General features: G+C 34.2%; 13 protein-coding genes. 6 read left to right on the top strand and 7 right to left on the bottom strand.

Annotated elements, in window-relative coordinates; all coding sequences use genetic code 11:
* The first annotated feature begins 34 nt into the window (after window positions 1-34).
* The 6 genes from D5R40_RS42570 (at window position 35) to rpoD (ending at window position 9614) form a co-directional block, all read left to right on the top strand.
* Window positions 35-346, top strand: coding sequence for a SecDF P1 head subdomain-containing protein (locus D5R40_RS42570; RefSeq protein ID WP_375339379.1), 312 nt, complete (start codon window positions 35-37; stop codon window positions 344-346).
* 150 nt (window positions 347-496) lie between these two features.
* Window positions 497-1882 carry a protein translocase subunit SecD gene (secD, locus tag D5R40_RS12040; RefSeq protein WP_124145684.1) on the top strand — a complete coding sequence of 462 codons (1386 nt, stop codon included), beginning with the start codon at window positions 497-499 and terminating at the stop codon, window positions 1880-1882.
* Window positions 1883-2656: 774 nt separating this feature from the next.
* Window positions 2657-3643 (top strand): protein translocase subunit SecF, encoded by a 987-nt coding sequence (secF, locus tag D5R40_RS12035; protein ID WP_124145685.1) that lies wholly within the window; start codon window positions 2657-2659, stop codon window positions 3641-3643.
* Between the two features lie 384 nt (window positions 3644-4027).
* Window positions 4028-4414, top strand: a complete 387-nt coding sequence (locus D5R40_RS12030) for a hypothetical protein (protein WP_124145686.1) — start codon at window positions 4028-4030, stop codon at window positions 4412-4414.
* A gap of 1383 nt (window positions 4415-5797) precedes the next feature.
* Entirely contained in the window at window positions 5798-6385 is a 588-nt protein-coding gene (locus D5R40_RS12025; protein ID WP_161564591.1) for a M23 family metallopeptidase, read from the top strand.
* A 2062-nt stretch (window positions 6386-8447) separates the two neighbouring features.
* Window positions 8448-9614 carry an RNA polymerase sigma factor RpoD gene (rpoD, locus tag D5R40_RS12020; protein ID WP_124145688.1) on the top strand — a complete coding sequence of 389 codons (1167 nt, stop codon included), beginning with the start codon at window positions 8448-8450 and terminating at the stop codon, window positions 9612-9614.
* 858 nt (window positions 9615-10472) lie between these two features.
* Here the strand turns inward: rpoD and D5R40_RS12015 are convergent.
* The 7 genes from D5R40_RS12015 to D5R40_RS11985 all read right to left on the bottom strand — a co-directional run bounded on the left by D5R40_RS12015 (window position 10473) and on the right by D5R40_RS11985 (window position 17804).
* Entirely contained in the window at window positions 10473-11054 is a 582-nt protein-coding gene (locus D5R40_RS12015) for a DJ-1/PfpI family protein (RefSeq protein WP_124145689.1), read from the bottom strand.
* Window positions 11055-11681: 627 nt separating this feature from the next.
* Window positions 11682-12845, bottom strand: coding sequence for a SpoIIE family protein phosphatase (locus D5R40_RS12010; RefSeq protein ID WP_124145690.1), 1164 nt, complete (start codon window positions 12843-12845; stop codon window positions 11682-11684).
* 637 nt (window positions 12846-13482) lie between these two features.
* Window positions 13483-14010, bottom strand: coding sequence for a PAS domain S-box protein (locus D5R40_RS12005; RefSeq protein WP_338043207.1), 528 nt, complete (start codon window positions 14008-14010; stop codon window positions 13483-13485).
* 6 nt (window positions 14011-14016) lie between these two features.
* Window positions 14017-14283, bottom strand: a complete 267-nt coding sequence (locus D5R40_RS12000; RefSeq protein WP_124145692.1) for a (2Fe-2S) ferredoxin domain-containing protein — start codon at window positions 14281-14283, stop codon at window positions 14017-14019.
* Between the two features lie 838 nt (window positions 14284-15121).
* Window positions 15122-15316: a hypothetical protein gene (locus D5R40_RS11995; protein WP_124145693.1), complete on the bottom strand. Its 195-nt coding sequence runs from the start codon at window positions 15314-15316 to the stop codon at window positions 15122-15124.
* A complete protein-coding gene (locus D5R40_RS11990; RefSeq protein WP_124145694.1) occupies window positions 15297-16724 on the bottom strand; it encodes a Ni/Fe hydrogenase subunit alpha in 1428 nt (475 codons plus the stop codon). The genes D5R40_RS11995 and D5R40_RS11990 overlap by 20 nt, the downstream gene beginning before the upstream one ends.
* A gap of 663 nt (window positions 16725-17387) precedes the next feature.
* The gene (locus D5R40_RS11985; RefSeq protein ID WP_124145695.1) at window positions 17388-17804 is read right to left on the bottom strand and encodes a thermonuclease family protein; all 417 of its coding nucleotides are present in this window, start codon (window positions 17802-17804) and stop codon (window positions 17388-17390) included.
* Window positions 17805-18018: the final 214 nt, after the last annotated feature.

Here is an 18018-nt window from a genome sequence, read left to right as displayed (position 1 = left end):
AAGAGGCCATCACTAAAAACCTTTCAAACCACCCATCATTAACAACCAACACATCGGAGGCACCGTACCAGAACCAGTCCCCAGTGAAGATAATTGGAATATACTTGTCCGTTTTACACCAGAAGCGGCAACAAAGTTTGCCGAACTGACCAAAAATCTGGCCGGAACTGGACGTAGTATCAGTATTTTTCTAAATAACCAATTATTGATCGCCCCAACTGTTGCTGTTAAATTTGCAGAAACAGGCATTATGAGCGAACAGGCCGTAATTCCAGTTAGATTGACGGCCGAACAAGCACAGAACTTGGCCATAAAACTAAGTGGCGGTGTTTTACCCATTAGATAAAAAAATAAAATAATATTTACAAGACTTACGCATTTTTGAGATATATAGACTATGTATCTATAACTATAACGTTATAGTTTTTGCTCACCACAAGTAGTTTTTTTGCCTAAGTCCTAAGTTATCAAAATACTGATTTCAACTAGTCAAATCATGCGCAGACAAAATTCATATATAGCCTTAATTCTGGTTCTAGTAATAGCATCAGTAACAGTATTGAATCAAATTCCAATTCGACTGGGACTAGACCTTCGAGGTGGGTCACAACTTACTATTCAACTACAAACCTCTGAAGAAGTTCCCACTATCGACGAACGAGTCATGGAAGGAGTACTAAAAATTGTAGAAAATCGAGTCAATGCTCTAGGTGTATCAGAATCAGTAGTTCAATCTTTAGGACAAGACCAAATTCTTGTCCAACTACCAGGAGTAAACGACCCTGAACAAGCAGAAAGGGTTTTAGGAGGGACAGCTCAACTGGACTTCCGCGAACAACTACAGGGTACTGAGCAACAGTTAGCAATAGAATATCAACTACAAAGACAACGTTTAGTAGAGCAAGAATTACTGAAAAATATTGAAGATCCAGAGGCTATAGCTAAAAATTTAGAATCTCTAGAAAAAACAAATCAAGCGATCACTGGACTATTCAAAGAACCCACAATTAAAGGCCAAGATCTGAGAGATGCTTTAGCAGAACCGGAAGCTCCTGGGTCTAATAACTGGAATGTGGCCTTGCGCTTTACCTCTGAAGGAGGGCAGAAGTTTGCAGAACTTACCAAAAATTTAGCAGGAACTGGACGTAGTATCGGTATTTTCTTAGATGACCAACTTTTAAGTGCCCCTACTGTTGGCGTAGAATTTGCAGAAACAGGTATTACTGGTGGTAATGCGGTAATTCAAGGTAGATTTACAGCCCAACAAGCAAATGAATTGGCAGTACAACTGCGGGGTGGGGCACTGCCTGTTTCAGTAGAAATTGTGGAAAATCGAACTGTTGGGGCTACTCTAGGGCGAGATAGTATTCAGCGTAGTGTTTATGCTGGAGCTGGTGGCCTAATTCTGGTATTAATATTTATGGTCGTTTATTATCGACTTCCTGGGATAATTGCTGATGTAGCTTTAGTTATTTATGCTCTGTTTACCATTGCTAGTTTTGCCATCTTGGGAGTGACTTTAACATTGCCAGGAATTGCTGGTTTTATTCTGAGTATTGGTATGGCAGTTGATGCTAATGTTTTGATTTTTGAACGGACAAGGGAAGAGTTACGAGCTGGTAAAACTTTATATCGTTCTGTAGAGTCTGGCTTTTATCGGGCTTTTTCCAGCATTTTAGATGGTAATGTCACAACCTTGATTGCTTGCATAGCACTATTCTGGTTAGGAACTGGTTTGGTAAAAGGTTTTGCTCTAACCTTGGGAATTGGTGTAGCTATTAGTATGTTTACTGCTGTTACTTGTAGTCGTACTCTAATGTTTTGGGCGATCGGTTTTTCCCAATTCCGCAAACCAAAATTATTTTGCCCAGAGTTAAATTGAAGTAGGACTAACCACAAATCTAACCAAAACGCTTATTTGTCTTTAAATGGTTAGTCCAGCCCACTTTTTTCAAGTAAACGTTATTTTAATCACAATACATCGGGATGCGAGGTCAGTTCCGACCTCTATAAAATCAGTTATATAGCAGTACAAGAATTGGGCGGGGACATTTTTCAATCCTAAAACCCTTTTACCGAAAATTTGTGGTGTAAAGCCTCCTCTTTTAAGCTATCCTTTACCCATAAGTCTTGAAACCCTTGTGGGGAGAAGGGGAGCAGGGAGCAGGGGAGAAAGGGGAAAAAATCATAGTAGCTAAGTAAAACTACTGAAGTTGTCAAAATAAATGTATTTTTCCATACATTGTTTATCCCGAAAAAGCCGATCCAAGACTTACACATAACTCGTCTATTTTGTCAAGTTTTATGTTAAGGAAGATGTGGGTAATGGATAGCCTTTTAAGGGGATAATAAGAGGATAATAAAGAAAAATTTTTATGATTAGTAAATCCTATCCGTTTTAAAGGAAAGGTGATTATTAGTCTGGAGAGTACAAAGTTCTTCCCAAGAAAAATTTGCATTGAAGGCTGAAAGTATTACTGTAAAACCTTACAGTACTTACAGCTCTGAATAAAGAGTTTTTAACCTTTAGAGCGCTGAAAGCCTTAGCTAGGAATAGTTATTTCAAGAACTTTGCACTGTCTAGTTATTAATTATTAATTATTAATTATTAATTGTTCCCTATTCCCTAGCACCTATTCTATAAAATCAGTAAAAAATGAAAATCAGTGTTATTGAACAGCGATCACTATGGTGGACAATTTCAGGAGCGATCATCATTAGTGGTTTAATTGCAATGGTCATTTCTTGGACTAGGCCAGATATTGCAGCTCCTTTACGTCCAAGTTTAGATTTTGTTGGTGGTACTCGCCTGCAACTTGAACTAGATTGCAGTATGCCTAACAGTTGTAATGAAGCTATTAACGTTGGTGCTGTTAGAGAAATAATGAGCAATCAAGATTTAGGTAATAGCAAGATTCAAGTTGTAGGAGAAGAAAAACAAGCTCTTGACATACGCACCAAAACTCTAGATGTTGATAATAGAACTAAATTAATCGCTGCTTTAAGTTCAGAGTTTGGTGAATTCGATCCAAGTTCTACACAAATTGATACTGTTGGCCCTACTTTGGGACGACAAATTTTTACTTCTGGAATATCAGCTCTCCTGGTTGCTTTCTTTGGTATTACTGTCTATCTAACTTTTAGATTCCAGTTGGACTATGCAGTATTTGCTTTTGTCGCTCTGTTCCATGACATATTAGTGACGGTGGGTATTTTTTCAATTATTAGTTTAGTAGTTGGTGTTGAGGTAGATAGTTTATTCTTGGTTGCTCTACTAACTATTATTGGATTTTCGGTTAACGATACAGTGGTAATTTATGACCGAGTTAGGGAAGTAATTAAGCGCTATCCAGGAGAGTCAATAGATCGTATTGTTGATGATGCAGTCAATCAAACTTTGACCAGATCTATTAATACTACTGTGACTACTCTATTACCGTTAGTAGGCATTCTTCTATTTGGTGGTGAAACTTTAAAGTATTTTGCCTTAGCTTTAATTATTGGTTTTATTGCAGGTTCTTACTCTAGTATTTTTATTGCTAGTACACTTTTAGCTTGGTGGCGCGAGCGTATTGGTCAATCTATTCCTAACCCAGTAGTAGAAAATTTTCAATTACCAGAAGACCAAGAAAATACTGTTTAGGGTTTGCTGAAAAAGTCTTATGGGTGAGGGTAGGAGACAGGAGATAGGAGACAGGAGACAGGAGACATGGTTACTTAGAGGAGGTAGGAGTAAGAATTGTAAGAATAATTTTTCTGCCCAACTATGCGCCTAAAATACGCTCCTTTTTGAGGGTTTTAGACTGAAACAGGCGCACTGCAATTCGACCCCAAAAAGGCTAAAACTTTTATCTGTAAATACTTTGAGATTTAATCAGCAAGCCCTATTTAAAAATAACTATAGGAAAATGATAATTTGAAAATTATAATACTTAATTTTTCCCTATTTCTTCTAAAAAGTTTTGTCATAGTCTTTGATTAAATTGGTATATCATAAAAATTTACTCTTGCTTATTTCTTCCTCAAAATGAACAAAGATGATCCAGTTTTAAAAGTCCGAGTCGAAAGACTTTACAGACTAATCATCTACGTTAGATGGCTGATAGTTGGGTTGCTTTGGATGAGTATTGGTTTTCTAAGTCTCTGGAGTTTACGCAGAGAAATTTCTTTGTGGGCAGAGCATTTTACTTGGATTGCTGTACGTTACGCTTTGATTTATCATAGGTTACCGACACTTGGTTTAGGTTTGTGTATTGGTATGACAACTGCTGTTTTAGTTTGGCAAAGTAGACATATTCTTTGGGGTTTATCTCCTGAAGAACAAAAGCGTTTAGAAGAACAAGTATGTCAGATTAGTGCTCAAGGACCTACTAATATTTTGTGGAAGTGGGTAATTAAAGATAACTCAAATTAATTCTTATTAGGGACTTTAAATAATTTAAATAAAAATATATTTCTTGAGTAGCAGGGTAATTTCATTCTAGATTTTGACAATGAATTTATTGATTTTCAGACAGGGAAAGATAAAATTCCTAAAGCTGTAAATAACGTGGTTTAGTCAATGCATAAAATGGCACAGTTTAGAATGAAACAGCCCTGCTTTAGTAGGGAGCAGAGATGAGGAGGTGTCCAAGAATTGGATAATTGATTTTTTGCTATTTCCTTATACCAAATTCATCAGAAGTTGCATAGAATTATTTTCGTCAAAGTTGACTTTAGATCGAGATATACAAGTTAATAAATTTGATAGTTCTATGCCACTTCAGATTAAATTGGTATAATATACAATACCTAAAACCTCATTCTGTGTAGCTTTACATGAAATAGGTATTAGTTAGTAGTAGCATTACTACAGTTTTTGATTTTAAAATACTAGAAACTAGAAGTAAGTGCTGATTATTTAACTCGGAGGATGAGAAAAAAAGTAATAAGGTTAGACTGACTTTTTTTTACTGAACTAAATCAATTATAAGTATAGCTACCTTTAAACTGTAGCATCTGTATCCTATCTAACTAAATGAAAATTACTATAGCGTTTTCAAATGAGATGTCAAACAAGAGTTAGTTATTCACTAACAGTAAAAAGTCCGGCAAACCTTCTTACCTGTTGCTTCTAACATGATTGCCTTTTGCCTAAAAGCGTCCATTTTTTTTACGCAACTCAAATGAAATTACTATATAACTGACAATTTTTTATCCAGAAAACAAAGGCAACAAATTATAGAAGGAAAAGTTTCAAACTTATTAAGTATGTTTTGAATTTTTTACATAGGATTTAGGATTGCTAATATATATAGAAAAAATTTTAAAATTTTATATTTTTTAATCTCAATGTCTGGAATTTAGCAGATACATAATGAAGAATTTTATATCAAACTAAAAAAAACAAAATAGGTAAAATTTATTCTTTAAGTTCTACAGTTATAGTATGTTTAAAAACTATCTATTGGTACATAGTTTACTTCTATTTGCCCTGAAGACGTAATAGGAGAATCTATAAGTTTTTGATAAATCAAGATGATTTTCTGAAAACCATCTTTAGTATTGTGCAACTGTACTGTCTTTATAATTCCCAATTGATTGTAATAATAAAAATTCAATTATGCAATTTTTCTTGAAAAAATTTCCGCTAAAATTAAAATATAAAAAAATATCTAAAAATTCAATAAAGTACCCTCAATTACCATTTTTTTTGATAATTAAACAACTTGCCTTTCACGCAAAAGATAATCGTTATACTGGCAGTATTAAAAATTTTTTAGTTTTTTTGATCTTTATATCTTTGATCTATATAACAGTGCTAGCTCCTTTCGTAAAAACAGGAGTCAAAATTTTCGAGCAAACTATAAAAAAAATTGACATTGTTCAAGAATGGGTACAAGAACACTTCCAGAAAATTAGTCCATTGTTTCCCCCATACTATGGTAAATCCGATCGGTTTCTCCCTTATGTAGTTCATACACCTTATTTGATTGACGATAGTCCTCCTGGAGCTTACGATTTTACTCTAGAACAAAATGGTAAATTAAAAATTCCCATTCCAGCACCCTGTCAAGGAACTATTCTTAGAACTAGATTTCAAGGCACAAATGGAAGTTTTACAACTGCCCAAGGTGCAGGTCAGATAGTTGAACTTATGTGTGATGGGACTAATTATTATTGGTTGATGGGTCATTTAGTTCAAGGTTCTCCACCAAGAAGAGGAACAAGAATTAAGAAAGGACAACCAATTGGTATTCAAGGACTTACAGGAAGAACTTCTGGTTATCATGTTCATGCTCAGATTCACTATCATAGTGGGCAAAGAATCACTAACAGAAAGATTACTCGCCCTTTTGTTGAAAATTACATCAAATTTTTGAGAAAAGGTTCTTATTTGGAATAAATAGGCAAATATGAGAAAGTCACACTTAAATTAATAAATCTTAATAAATATCAATTTCTGGCAAAAATTGTAGTTTGTTATTTTACTTATGTTTAGCAGTTAAGAGCATCTATCAACAGTTAATACTAACTATTTTCATATTCAGCGCTGGCAATGAATTGATTTCATATTTTCTATTTTCACTCGCCTTAACTTTGTGTTTACAAAAGTTTGCTCATAAATCTTGATGTTAAACTGTTACCATCAAAAAATTAATTTATCTTAACGTAAATATTTAACCCTAATTGCTAAAGTTTGAGATAACTTACATATAAGGGGTATCTGTTATAATACCAATTGAGTGTACATAATGATGTAAAGGATAAGTATTATTCGCAGTAGCAAACTCTCTAAATTAGATATTTTTCAGATTATTAAGTCTACCTTGACAGTTTTTTTGCTCACAGGTCAGCTCCAAAGTTACAATAAGACAGTTAAGAAATTACAAATATCAAAATTTGCTATTATTTAAAGATTGACACCACAGTGTAAAAATTAACATAAAAATTCAAATAATTAATTAATTTGTGTTAGATTACAGAAGAATAAACAACAAAAGATCGATCTGTAATGACCGTAACTACAAAAAAATCATAAGTATGAGGATAATTAAGAGTGACTTTTGCTCGAATTAAGTTGTTATACTGGAAAGTACTTAGTTTTTCCCCAATTAGACTTCAACTATCGCAGATAGAATAAAATTAATTATCATAATATAGGAATCAGTAATAATACTGAACCAACAAGTCTTGAAAATATTAGCAGTCAGCAGTTGGGCAAAATTTTTATCTATAGTTAAAATTAAGTCCTATGTTTGAAAAAACTATGAATACTTCTCTAAATTCAACATGATAAATAGCGGAGCTAAATTAATGTACAGATTATTGCTAGCATTAAACTAATAAAAATAGTCACCTGGAAATCTTACCAACCAACCCTAAGATTAATAGGAGATGTAATAGTAAGAGTAGGTGCTAAGAAAAAAAGGAGGTGTAATAGAAAAAAATAATAACTATAGTTCATCCCTTTCTGGGATTGATTAAAAGGTTTATGGTTAGCGTGTTATTTTTCATCTGTTAGATGAGAAATGAAAACCCTCATCTAAATTCTTACCTCATAAAGTGGGAAGAGAAAGGGGGGCAACTATGAGGTACACCCTTCATGTCTAAATAGTTGTCATTTTTGATAATGAGTAGCTGATACATTAATTTGAGATTGCTTGTGTCAGTTTCTTTTAATTGTTAATAGGCTGAAAGCTTAAGTTATGTTACTAACATAATTAGATAGCCTAAAGCTTAAAAATTTATTGTTCATAGCAAACACAATGCGAGGTTACGATCAAACTCTCAGTATGGTAGATTCCTATTCAACTAACTAACATTCAGACAGGCAACTAGAAAGTAGAGTTATGGCTCTAATCCGATAAAGAAAGACTTTTCCGATAAAGAAAGACTTTTACTCTAGCTCAAGCTCTCAGTAAAAGATGAGAAACGTACTAAACGCAAATACATAGTCAGATAGGTAAAAGTTCCAGAATAGTTCATACTTGTCTGCTAGCAAAAATTTTGAATCTATATACTTACGTAAAAGTAAGTTATGGGAAAAAAAGGTAACTATGCGGGTTCTTCTCAATGAGGAGATCAAGGTTTGTCATCACCAGAAAGGTTAAGTAAAACTTGAATCGTCTTGAATGACGAAGATTCTGTTGAGAATGTCCCCAAAAGAGCATTGGCCTGTGAGACCCAAGAGGAGCTACAAAGCAGTTTAGTAAGGATAATAAAAATGATGTTGGCACGACTACCAGCCATAATCTGACACTTTAAACACGAGGGAAAAAAGTTCAATATTAATAAAGTAAGCCCTGCAATAAATATTTATTCAAAGCTTACTTAGAGAAATGCCCAATTTCGAAGACAAAACATAAACCATATAGGTTTGGTCACTAGCTATACTGTCTTAACATAGACAGAAAACTTCTGTAAAGTAATTTATTCTTCAATTTAAGGAGCATGAGGAACGCGACATGATCCAGACTAACAACGTAATCGAAACCAAAATTAAGCCTGAGCTAGATCCTAGCGAATTGTTTCCGCAAACCCCAGCCAGACAACCAGATAATGAGTTAGACATCTTAATCACAGAGAGAGAAGGATATACAGATACTCAGTCTGATGAGGACATTCTGAAGTCTGGTAAAGTTGCTAAGTCTCGTACTAAGACTGCGACTGCGGGCAAAAAAAAGCATTACACTGAAGATTCTATTCGCCTTTATCTACAAGAAATAGGACGAATTAGGCTATTAAGAGCTGATGAAGAAATTGAACTAGCGCGTAAAATTGCAGATTTACTGGAATTGGAGCGAATTCGAGAAGAACTAATGTATCATTTGGATCGAGAACCACAAGTTAGTGAGTGGGCAAATGCTGTAGACATGGAGTTGTTAAAGTTTAAGCGTCGCTTAATACTTGGGCGTAGAGCTAAAGAAAAGATGGTACAGTCTAACCTGCGTCTAGTGGTTTCGATCGCCAAAAAGTACATGAACCGAGGTTTGTCATTCCAAGATTTGATTCAAGAAGGTAGTTTGGGATTAATTCGAGCCGCAGAAAAATTTGACCATGAAAAGGGTTATAAATTTAGTACTTATGCAACTTGGTGGATTCGTCAAGCTATTACCAGAGCGATCGCAGACCAATCTCGTACTATTCGTCTACCAGTTCATCTGTATGAAACTATATCCCGGATTAAGAAAACTACCAAACTTCTTTCTCAAGAAATGGGTCGCAAACCCACAGAAGAGGAAATAGCAACTCACATGGAGATGACTATCGAAAAGTTGCGTTTTATTGCTAAGTCAGCTCAACTGCCAATATCTCTGGAAACTCCTATAGGTAAAGAAGAAGATTCTCGACTTGGAGATTTCATTGAGTCAGATGGGGAAACTCCTGAAGACCAAGTATCCAAAAATTTACTACGAGAAGATTTGGAAAGTGTTTTAAATAGTTTAAGTCCACGGGAAAGGGATGTATTACGCTTACGATATGGTTTGGATGATGGTCGGATGAAAACTTTGGAAGAGATTGGTCAAATATTTAATGTAACTCGCGAGCGGATTCGACAAATTGAAGCAAAAGCTCTCAGGAAGTTACGACATCCAAATCGTAATAGTATCCTCAAAGAATATATCCGCTAGAGAAGTTAGGAAGTTAGTTGGTTCTCTATTACTTAGTTTTCTGAGTTCTGTTACTACAGAAATTGTAAGTAGTAGAAGTCAGCTAGATACTATTAGTCAAAGTAGAGATACTCAATTTGTTAAGAGATCAAATATAATTGTTCCTTTTGATAGGGTGTGAAAAACTGGTAAACCCTATCAAAAGGTAATTTTTCCTAAATCATTGTTTTGTGACTAGCATTTTTGTTGAATCGCTCAAAGAGTATTGGATATTATTTTCAGCGCTAAAAGAAAAAATCTGACTATAATAGACTTGTCGCTTTATAACTTAAAAATTCCCCAAAAACCTTGTTCTGTAAGGATTGTAGTTATTGGATGGCAAAAATGCTGGGAATTATTGCTCTGTCTAGGTTAGAGTGATTTTTTCCCTTTATTTAGCGACAACTCTAATGTCTGTTTGAATAACCACTTCGGAAAAATTTAGGGGCAGGGAGGTTGCATGCAACATCTCTAGGGAGTAGAAAACAATGGAAATTTTGTTTGCGCAGCATTCCGCACCGAAAAAATATTCTCTCTCAAGAGAAGAACATTTTTATTATGGCTATTTATTATGGCTAATTAATGAGACTGGATATTAAACAGAACTAGGACGTTTCATGTTTTAAACTCTTCTGTGGTTTGATCTCAAATCCGGGGGAATTGGACATAAAAAAAATATCCAATCCTCATAACTACGCTCATCAAAGTGATTCTCTCTCCTCCTGTACGTCGCCCTACCGACAGCTACTCTAGCTGAGGACTGAGGACTGAGGACTGACTCCTAAAGACTACCAATCTATAACTGTTTAACCGGATTTGATATAAGATAGTTACTATTTTCTAATGTTCGATCTTAGTTCCCAAAACTTGCAAAAATGCTGCTAACCATTGGGGATGAGCAGGCCAGGCAGGAGCTGTAACTAAGTTACCATCAACTACTACTTGGTCTACAGCCACTTCTACATATTTACCACCTGCCCTCAAAACATCAGGACTACAAGCTGGATAAGCAGTACAACGCTTTCCTTCTAAAACGCCAGCAGCAGCTAGCACTTGTAAACCATGACAAATAGAAGCGATCGCTTTGTGATTCTCGGCAAAGTGGTGACATATTTTCAAAATTTTGTCATTGAGACGAATATATTCTGGAGCGCGACCACCAGGAATGACTAGAGCATCGTACTCAGCAGGGTCTATGTCATCGAAGGTAGCATTTAAAGTAAAGTTGTGACCTGGTTTTTCGCTATAGGTCTGGTCGCCTTCAAAGTCGTGAATAGCAGTTTTGATACTTTGACCGGAAGTTTTGTCAGGGCAAACAGCGTGTACAGTATGACCGACCATTTGTAATGCTTGAAAAGGTACCATTACTTCATAGTCTTCTACATAGTCGCCTACCAGCATCAGAATTTTTTTTGCTGCCATATTTCTAACTCCTCTTGATTATTGATTTTACTAATTACAGCTTTTTCAATTATGAATCTTAATTGTTAAATTGTGAAATAAGGTGTTCAACATTTAAGCCATATATATAATTTTTGTCAAAGGCAATAGTTCAATAATTAATAATTTAGAATTAAGAATTTAGAATTACCTCTCCTTTAAAACGGAATTGATTGACTCAAAGGAAATTTTTTATTTTTATCCCCTTAAAAGGGGAGGCTTTATATCACAATTTTTCGGTAAAAGGGAATATAAAATCTACATGATTTTTATACGCATTAAAATTAGGACAGCTAAGAAACTTCAAAACATTACAAGTAAAAGTTTTAACTATAACTGATAATTGATATTATATCATGTCCGCTGGTAAGTAGTCATACAAAATTAATTACACATACTCTCAAGCTAAAAAGCTGATGCTGTAAAAATTACAGAGAATAAGATTAGGTAATTCATGTTTAAACACTTATTGTTTGTGTAAACCTAAGCGTGAATATCTAGAGGAAATGTAAGTTTTTTTTCCAACTTTTAAGCCTTCCTCCCTCTTCCTTATTCCTTGCCTTTACCTGAAAAGACTGATGCTACCAGACTTGATATTACTTCTTAGTTTCAACAATATTCTATAGTTACTTCTTTCTGTTTTTTCCGCAAATATTGAACTAAGTCTTCTATTAAATTACGACGAATCGAAATATTTTTTGGTAATAAAGGATTTTGATAAAATTCATTAATTTTTTGCCCTACTAAAAATAAAATTGAATCTGCTTCTAATATTTCTTCTGCCAACATCACCGCACCATTTTTTCCTGAAGGCAACCTGCCAATATCGCAATTAGACTTTTTCAAAATCTCTGTACATTTGGAAATAGTTAAAATTCCTTCGGTCACTAAATCTATTCCACTTAATTTACCTATGGGTGGCATTTCTTTAGTCATCGTCGTAATATCCATTTCAATAGTTTCTCCCAGAAAATTTGCCACAATATTTCCAGTTGTTCCGCCACAAACAACTCTCCGACCGCGAAAATTTAATAATTTTTCTACATATTCAAAATCTCTATTTTCATCTAGGGGCGGACCTGTAAATATCATTACTGGATTTTTCTTTCGCACATAAATTCCAACGAAAGAGGCATCATCTCCAATTTTGCCTCCATAGAGATTATGAGTTTTTTTAATGACATTTTGAACAATATTTCTAGCAGTATGAGTATGATTTATAAATAAAGATTCGATATATTTAGCAATATTATCCCAACCCCAACCAAAATTTAAACTAACTCCTAAACCCGCGTACAAAACTCCGTCACTAATAGCTCCTAAGAAATCGCCTTTTTCTAGCTTACCTTCAGAGAAAGTAATTTTTTTATCTAATATTTTTTCTGTTTTGTTTTCTAACTGAAATAATTTACCTTTTTTAAAATATAAAACGGGAGGGTTATCAAAGTTAATTACTAGAAAGTTATTATTTTTGGGATTAATTTGAATTACGGTAAAGGTAGCATAGGCAATTTTTCTAACTTGACAAATAGGTAAAGTACCGATGACTGTTTCAATTACATCTTCTAAAGAAACGTCATCATTATTCAACATATTAATCAAAATTTCTGTGGTTAAAGTGGCTAGAATATTAGCTTTTACACCACTGCCTAAACCATCAGACAAAACGATAATAGTTTTATTTTCGACTTTGCGGAATTTAACTTGGTCGCCACATAATTCTTCGCCTTTTTTATTGAGACTAAAATTGTAAATATCTAAAAAATTTTCCATTTATATCAATCTTATTTGAGTTGTGGGAATAGGGAATAGGGAGCAGGGAATAGTTCATTAATGGATAATGGATAATTGATAATTACCTCTGGTTAAAACCGTTACGGAATTGAATATCAGGAATATTTTCTTTTTTTTTCCCTTAAAAGAGGAGGCTTTAAACCAGAATTATTTAATTATTAATTATTAATTATTCGGTAACAGGGAAAAGGGAACAGGGAACAGATATGGAAGAAACACCTAAGCATTAACGAAGTCAGAAGTCAGAAGTTATTTTTGTAACGGGTATTTGAGCAACTCTCCAAAAATATTTCGCCTTAAAGGCAGGGTTGCGCGACCCAATTATTTTGATAAAATTATCACAAATGATTTAGGATTGCTATATATATCAATCAGTTACCAGTACCTGTACAATAAGGAGAGTTGAAATACGGAATCTTCTTTTTTTATCTTGTTAAAAGAGGAGGCGTAACTACCCAAATTTTTCGGTCAGCTATCAGCTTATTATCAATTATTTATTACCCATTTTCACAGACATAATTAATATTAAACTGGAGATGTTATAGCAAAGAATGAGTTGGTTAGGACTTATGTGGATAATAACACTGTTGCCTGTTGCCTGTTGCCTGTTGCCTGATTAGAGAGTCTCTTGATTTACCATTTTGATAATTTTTAATAAACTGACTTTTGTTTCAGCAGTTGTTTCTCCTAATAAACCAGCAATTTCTTGCACTACTTTCATCTGATGATCGACTACTTCATTTACTTTACTAACTGTTTCGTTTCTCAGATTAATCATTTCTTGTTTTCGTTGCCATTCATAGGTAATATCAACCATAATACAAGCAATTAAATTTTGGTCGCGAATGGGAAAAATTACTTCTTTGACATATACAATATCTGCTTCAGAATTTGCTTGATTTTCAGGTTTATATTTTTTTTCTTTTCCTCGAATTACTTCATCTTTTTCCCAGACTTTTTGAAAGTCTGCTAAATCTTCTAAAACTATAGATGCTGGTTGACCAATAATCTCTGTTTGGTTGACATTAAACATTTTACAAAATGCTGGATTAACTAGAGTAATATTCATCTGGGTGTCAACAACAATTAAGCCATTGGGGTCATATTCCCAGAGGATTTGCCAGAGATTTTTTTCGTTAGTCAAAATAATTTACTCCTTTGGTTTATTGATAGTGGGTAAGATTTCTGCTTGGAATTTTTGTTCGATATTTTCGGGGTTAATTTTGATGAATACTTGGTTTTTGTATTTCATTACAATTCCATCACTACAAGATTCTAAACAAAATGAACCTTTTAATTCTATTTTGTCTTCTAGGTGATATTCGCTAATCATACTTTGAAGTTTGGGCAATACTTCATAAACTCCTAGTTGATGACAAGCAGAACCCATACAAAGATATAAATTTTCTTTTTTCATAGTTCATTCTTGAGTAGGGGAGTGGGGGAGTAGGGGAGAACTAAACATAATAATAATTAACACCAACTGGTTAATAATTATCAAAAAGGTTATTTTACCTGTATTAATTACTTAATAATTGAAGTTTCATCTAAGTCTAGCATTCTTTTTTCAAATTGGTATAAAAATAGTTGGTCAGAAAGAGTTAAGAGAATAAAGACAAAAATTTAACAGTGAAGAAGGTGAGTATAGGTAAAGTCAAAAGTCAATTTTAACTCTCAATAAAAAACAAATAGGAAGATATTTTTGGCGATAGGAAGTTGGAAATTTTTACCTCTACTGATACTTCTTGGATGCTAATTTTATATTGATAATTTTTTTCCTTCTTGCTTATTCCTTCTTTTAATTGCCATAAGCTACATCTAAGAATCAGGTGAATATAGGTGAAGTCAAAAGTCAATCTTTGCCATCAAGAAAAAACAAAAAGAAAGATACAACAGATTCCACTAAGGGTGAGATACATCCATCGCGGGCAAGATGCCCACACTACAAATATTTAATTGTTAATCTCTATACTTCTTATTTATGGGAGGAATATGTTGTATTTTTGGCGATAGGAAGTTGGAAATTTTTACCTCTACTGATACTTCTTGGATGCTAATTTTATATTGATAATTTTTTTCCTTCTTGCTTATTCCTTCTTTTAATTGCCATAAGCTACATCTAAGAATCAGGTGAATATAGGTGAAGTCAAAAGTCAATCTTTGCCATCAAGAAAAAACAAAAAGAAAGATATTTTTTGCCATAGGGAGTTGGAAATTTTCACCCCTACTAATACTTCTTGGAAGTTAATTTGATATTAATAATTTTCTTTCTTCTTCCTTCTTCCTTCTGATTTATTCCTTGTTTTACAGGAAGATATTTTTGGTGATGGGGAGTTGGAAATTTTCACCCCTATTGATACTTCTAGGATGTTAATTTTATATCGATAATTTTCTTCCCTCTTCCTTCTTCCTTCTTCCTTCTTCCTTCTTTTAATTCCGATAAACTTCATCTAAAATATTGCCATTTGCCGCAATTAATTGAATATGTAATGGCATTTTACCTGCTGCATGAGTCGAACAACTGAGACAAGGATCGTAAGCTCGAATACCTGCTTCAACCCTGTTTAACATTCCTTCTGGAATTTGATTATTGTGAATATAATGTTTGGCTATTTGAGTAACAGTTTGATTCATTGCCAGATTATTTTGACCAGTGGCAATAATCATATTTACTTTCTGAATAATTCCATTTTCATCTACTTTGTAATGATGGAATAAAGTACCTCTTGGCGCTTCACTAACTCCCACTCCTTCCAGACAGTTAATACCAGCAGTAGCGCGAGTGCGAGGAGAAACAATATCTGGGTCATCTATCAATTGTTCAATTCTTTCTAAACAAGCAATAATTTCTATCAAACGAGCATAATGATAAAAGAAAGAAGAAGTAGGAACACCACCTACCCGCTCTTGCATTTCTTTTAATTCTCGGTCTGCTTTTTCTGTACCTATCTGAGAACAAACATTTAAACGAGCAAGAGGTCCGACACGATAAATTCCATCGGGATAACCCATTGGTTTGTAATAAGGGAACTTCAAATAAGACCAACTTTCCACTGCTTCCCCTAAAAATTCCTGATAATTATCTTCGCTTAAATTATCAGCAACAATATTACCTTCACTATCAGTAAACCTGAGCTTTCCGCCGTAATGTTCCCAGTCACCATTTGCGCCAACTAATCCCATGAATAATGATGGAAACTTACCAAAAACTTCGGCTTCAGTTTTCAGTTTATCGTCTAATAAACCCTTAAACAAACTAATAGCAATATTAGTAGTTTCAAAAGATTCTGAGAGACGATTTTTTATCCATTTTCGCCCTTCTTCAGATAAGGGAGAACGTACACCACCAGGTACCGCCCAAGCAGCATGAATTTTTTTAGCTCCTAATAATTCTATGACTGTTTGACCGAACTGCCGAAGTCGAATTCCTGCCCTAGCTAAATCTGGATTTTCCTCCATTAAACCAAAGATATTTCGTTTAGCTGGGTCGCTATCCCAACCTAATAGAAAATCAGGACTACTAAGATGGAAAAAACTTAAAGCATGGGATTGAGTTAACTGCCCTAAATTCATCATTCGGCGCAATTTTTCTCCTGCGGAAGGAACTTGCACTGCGAGAATTTTATCCCCTGTTTTAGCAGAAGCTAATAAATGACTTACTGGGCAAATTCCACAAATTCTAGCTGTTATTCCTGCCATTTCTGTAAAGGGTCGCCCTTCACAAAATTTTTCAAAGCCACGATATTCTACGACATGAAATCTACAGTCGGATACTTCTCCCGCATCATCTAATATTACTGATATTTTGGCATGACCTTCGATTCTAGTTACTGGGTCGATGACTATTGTTTTAGACATAGTTTATTTCTCTCCATTTAGTAAATAAATAATCTCTAGATTTTGATAAATTTGTCAAAGCTATTTTTGTGAGTAAGTAACTAATGTGATGAAAAGGAAACAAGAAAGTAATCTTAGTAGTGGCGTGACACAGCTAAAACTGTGCATTAGCTTTTAACTTAAAAATTCTTACTTTTGACTTTTGACTTTTGACTTTTGAATTGAATCTAATGCACCATTTTAGCTGTGTCTATCTACTAGGTTCGCGTTAAAATTTGCCCTTGATAAAAAGGAAACAAGAAAATAATTTTAGTAGTTTTGCTTGAGGAAACAAAACCTAACTTACTTAAATTAAACTCTAGTGTAGGATGGCAGAAATAACTAACCAGTTACAAAATTCTAAAAGCCTTACCAATCAATATTTTTGAGGGCGAATGCCATTTGCTTCGCATAACTATCGTTAACGCCCCTACGACTTTTAACTTCTGTGTAGTGGCACTAGGTTTTGAGAATATTATAAAATTTATTTCTCAAAGCTACCTCTACTTTGTTTATCAGTTTTCTTCTAATTACAAGTGCGGGCTTTTTGCCAAGGTTTTCGAGAATTCCAGATACCTAAACCTGCTTGTTTGGCAGAATTTTGAGCATTAATATAAGCAGTTTTTGAACTAGGACAAGTATCATTTAGATGTTTACAGAAAAGGGAAGCTTTTCCTTCGCTGGTTGTAAATTAATGGAAGTATGATCTTTAAATACTTCTGAAACTATCCGTTGATGACTACTCTTTCCTGTATCGTTTATTAATACTATTGTACCTCTAGGAATTAATGTTTCAAGTCTACTTTTAGCAGCCTCAAAAAACGGACTATCTCGATAATCTGGTCCATCAATACAAGCAAGTTGTAGCCGACATCGTTGTGAATTTCCTTCCCAAGGAATGCGACATTGTGACATGGTAACTTCTAAAGTATCTCCATCAATAATTTGAGAAATTCTTGCTTGTTGGGTAGCTAAAGATGGGGGAGTATTTAATAAAGATAAAAGTATTAAAATTCCACAGGATATAACAGTTAAAATCAGACTTATTTTGTGTTTTTTCATCAGTTTTTTTTGACTAACTAATACTGTGGGTTCAGTTGAGGAATGTTCGCCGAGCTTATCCGGAAGATAAACCTAACAAAAATATATATCTGTTGGGTTGCGCTACCGCTTAACCCAACCTACCCTAGCTGAATTCTGTCTCCTGACTCCTGTCTCCTAACTCCTTCTTCAATATATATCTGTTGGGTTGCGCTACCGCTTAACCCAACCTACC

Source organism: Okeania hirsuta (assembly GCF_003838195.1).
In the GTDB taxonomy this organism is placed as follows: Bacteria; Cyanobacteriota; Cyanobacteriia; order Cyanobacteriales; family Microcoleaceae; genus Okeania; species Okeania hirsuta.
This window is presented reverse-complemented; position numbering and strand designations above follow the sequence as displayed.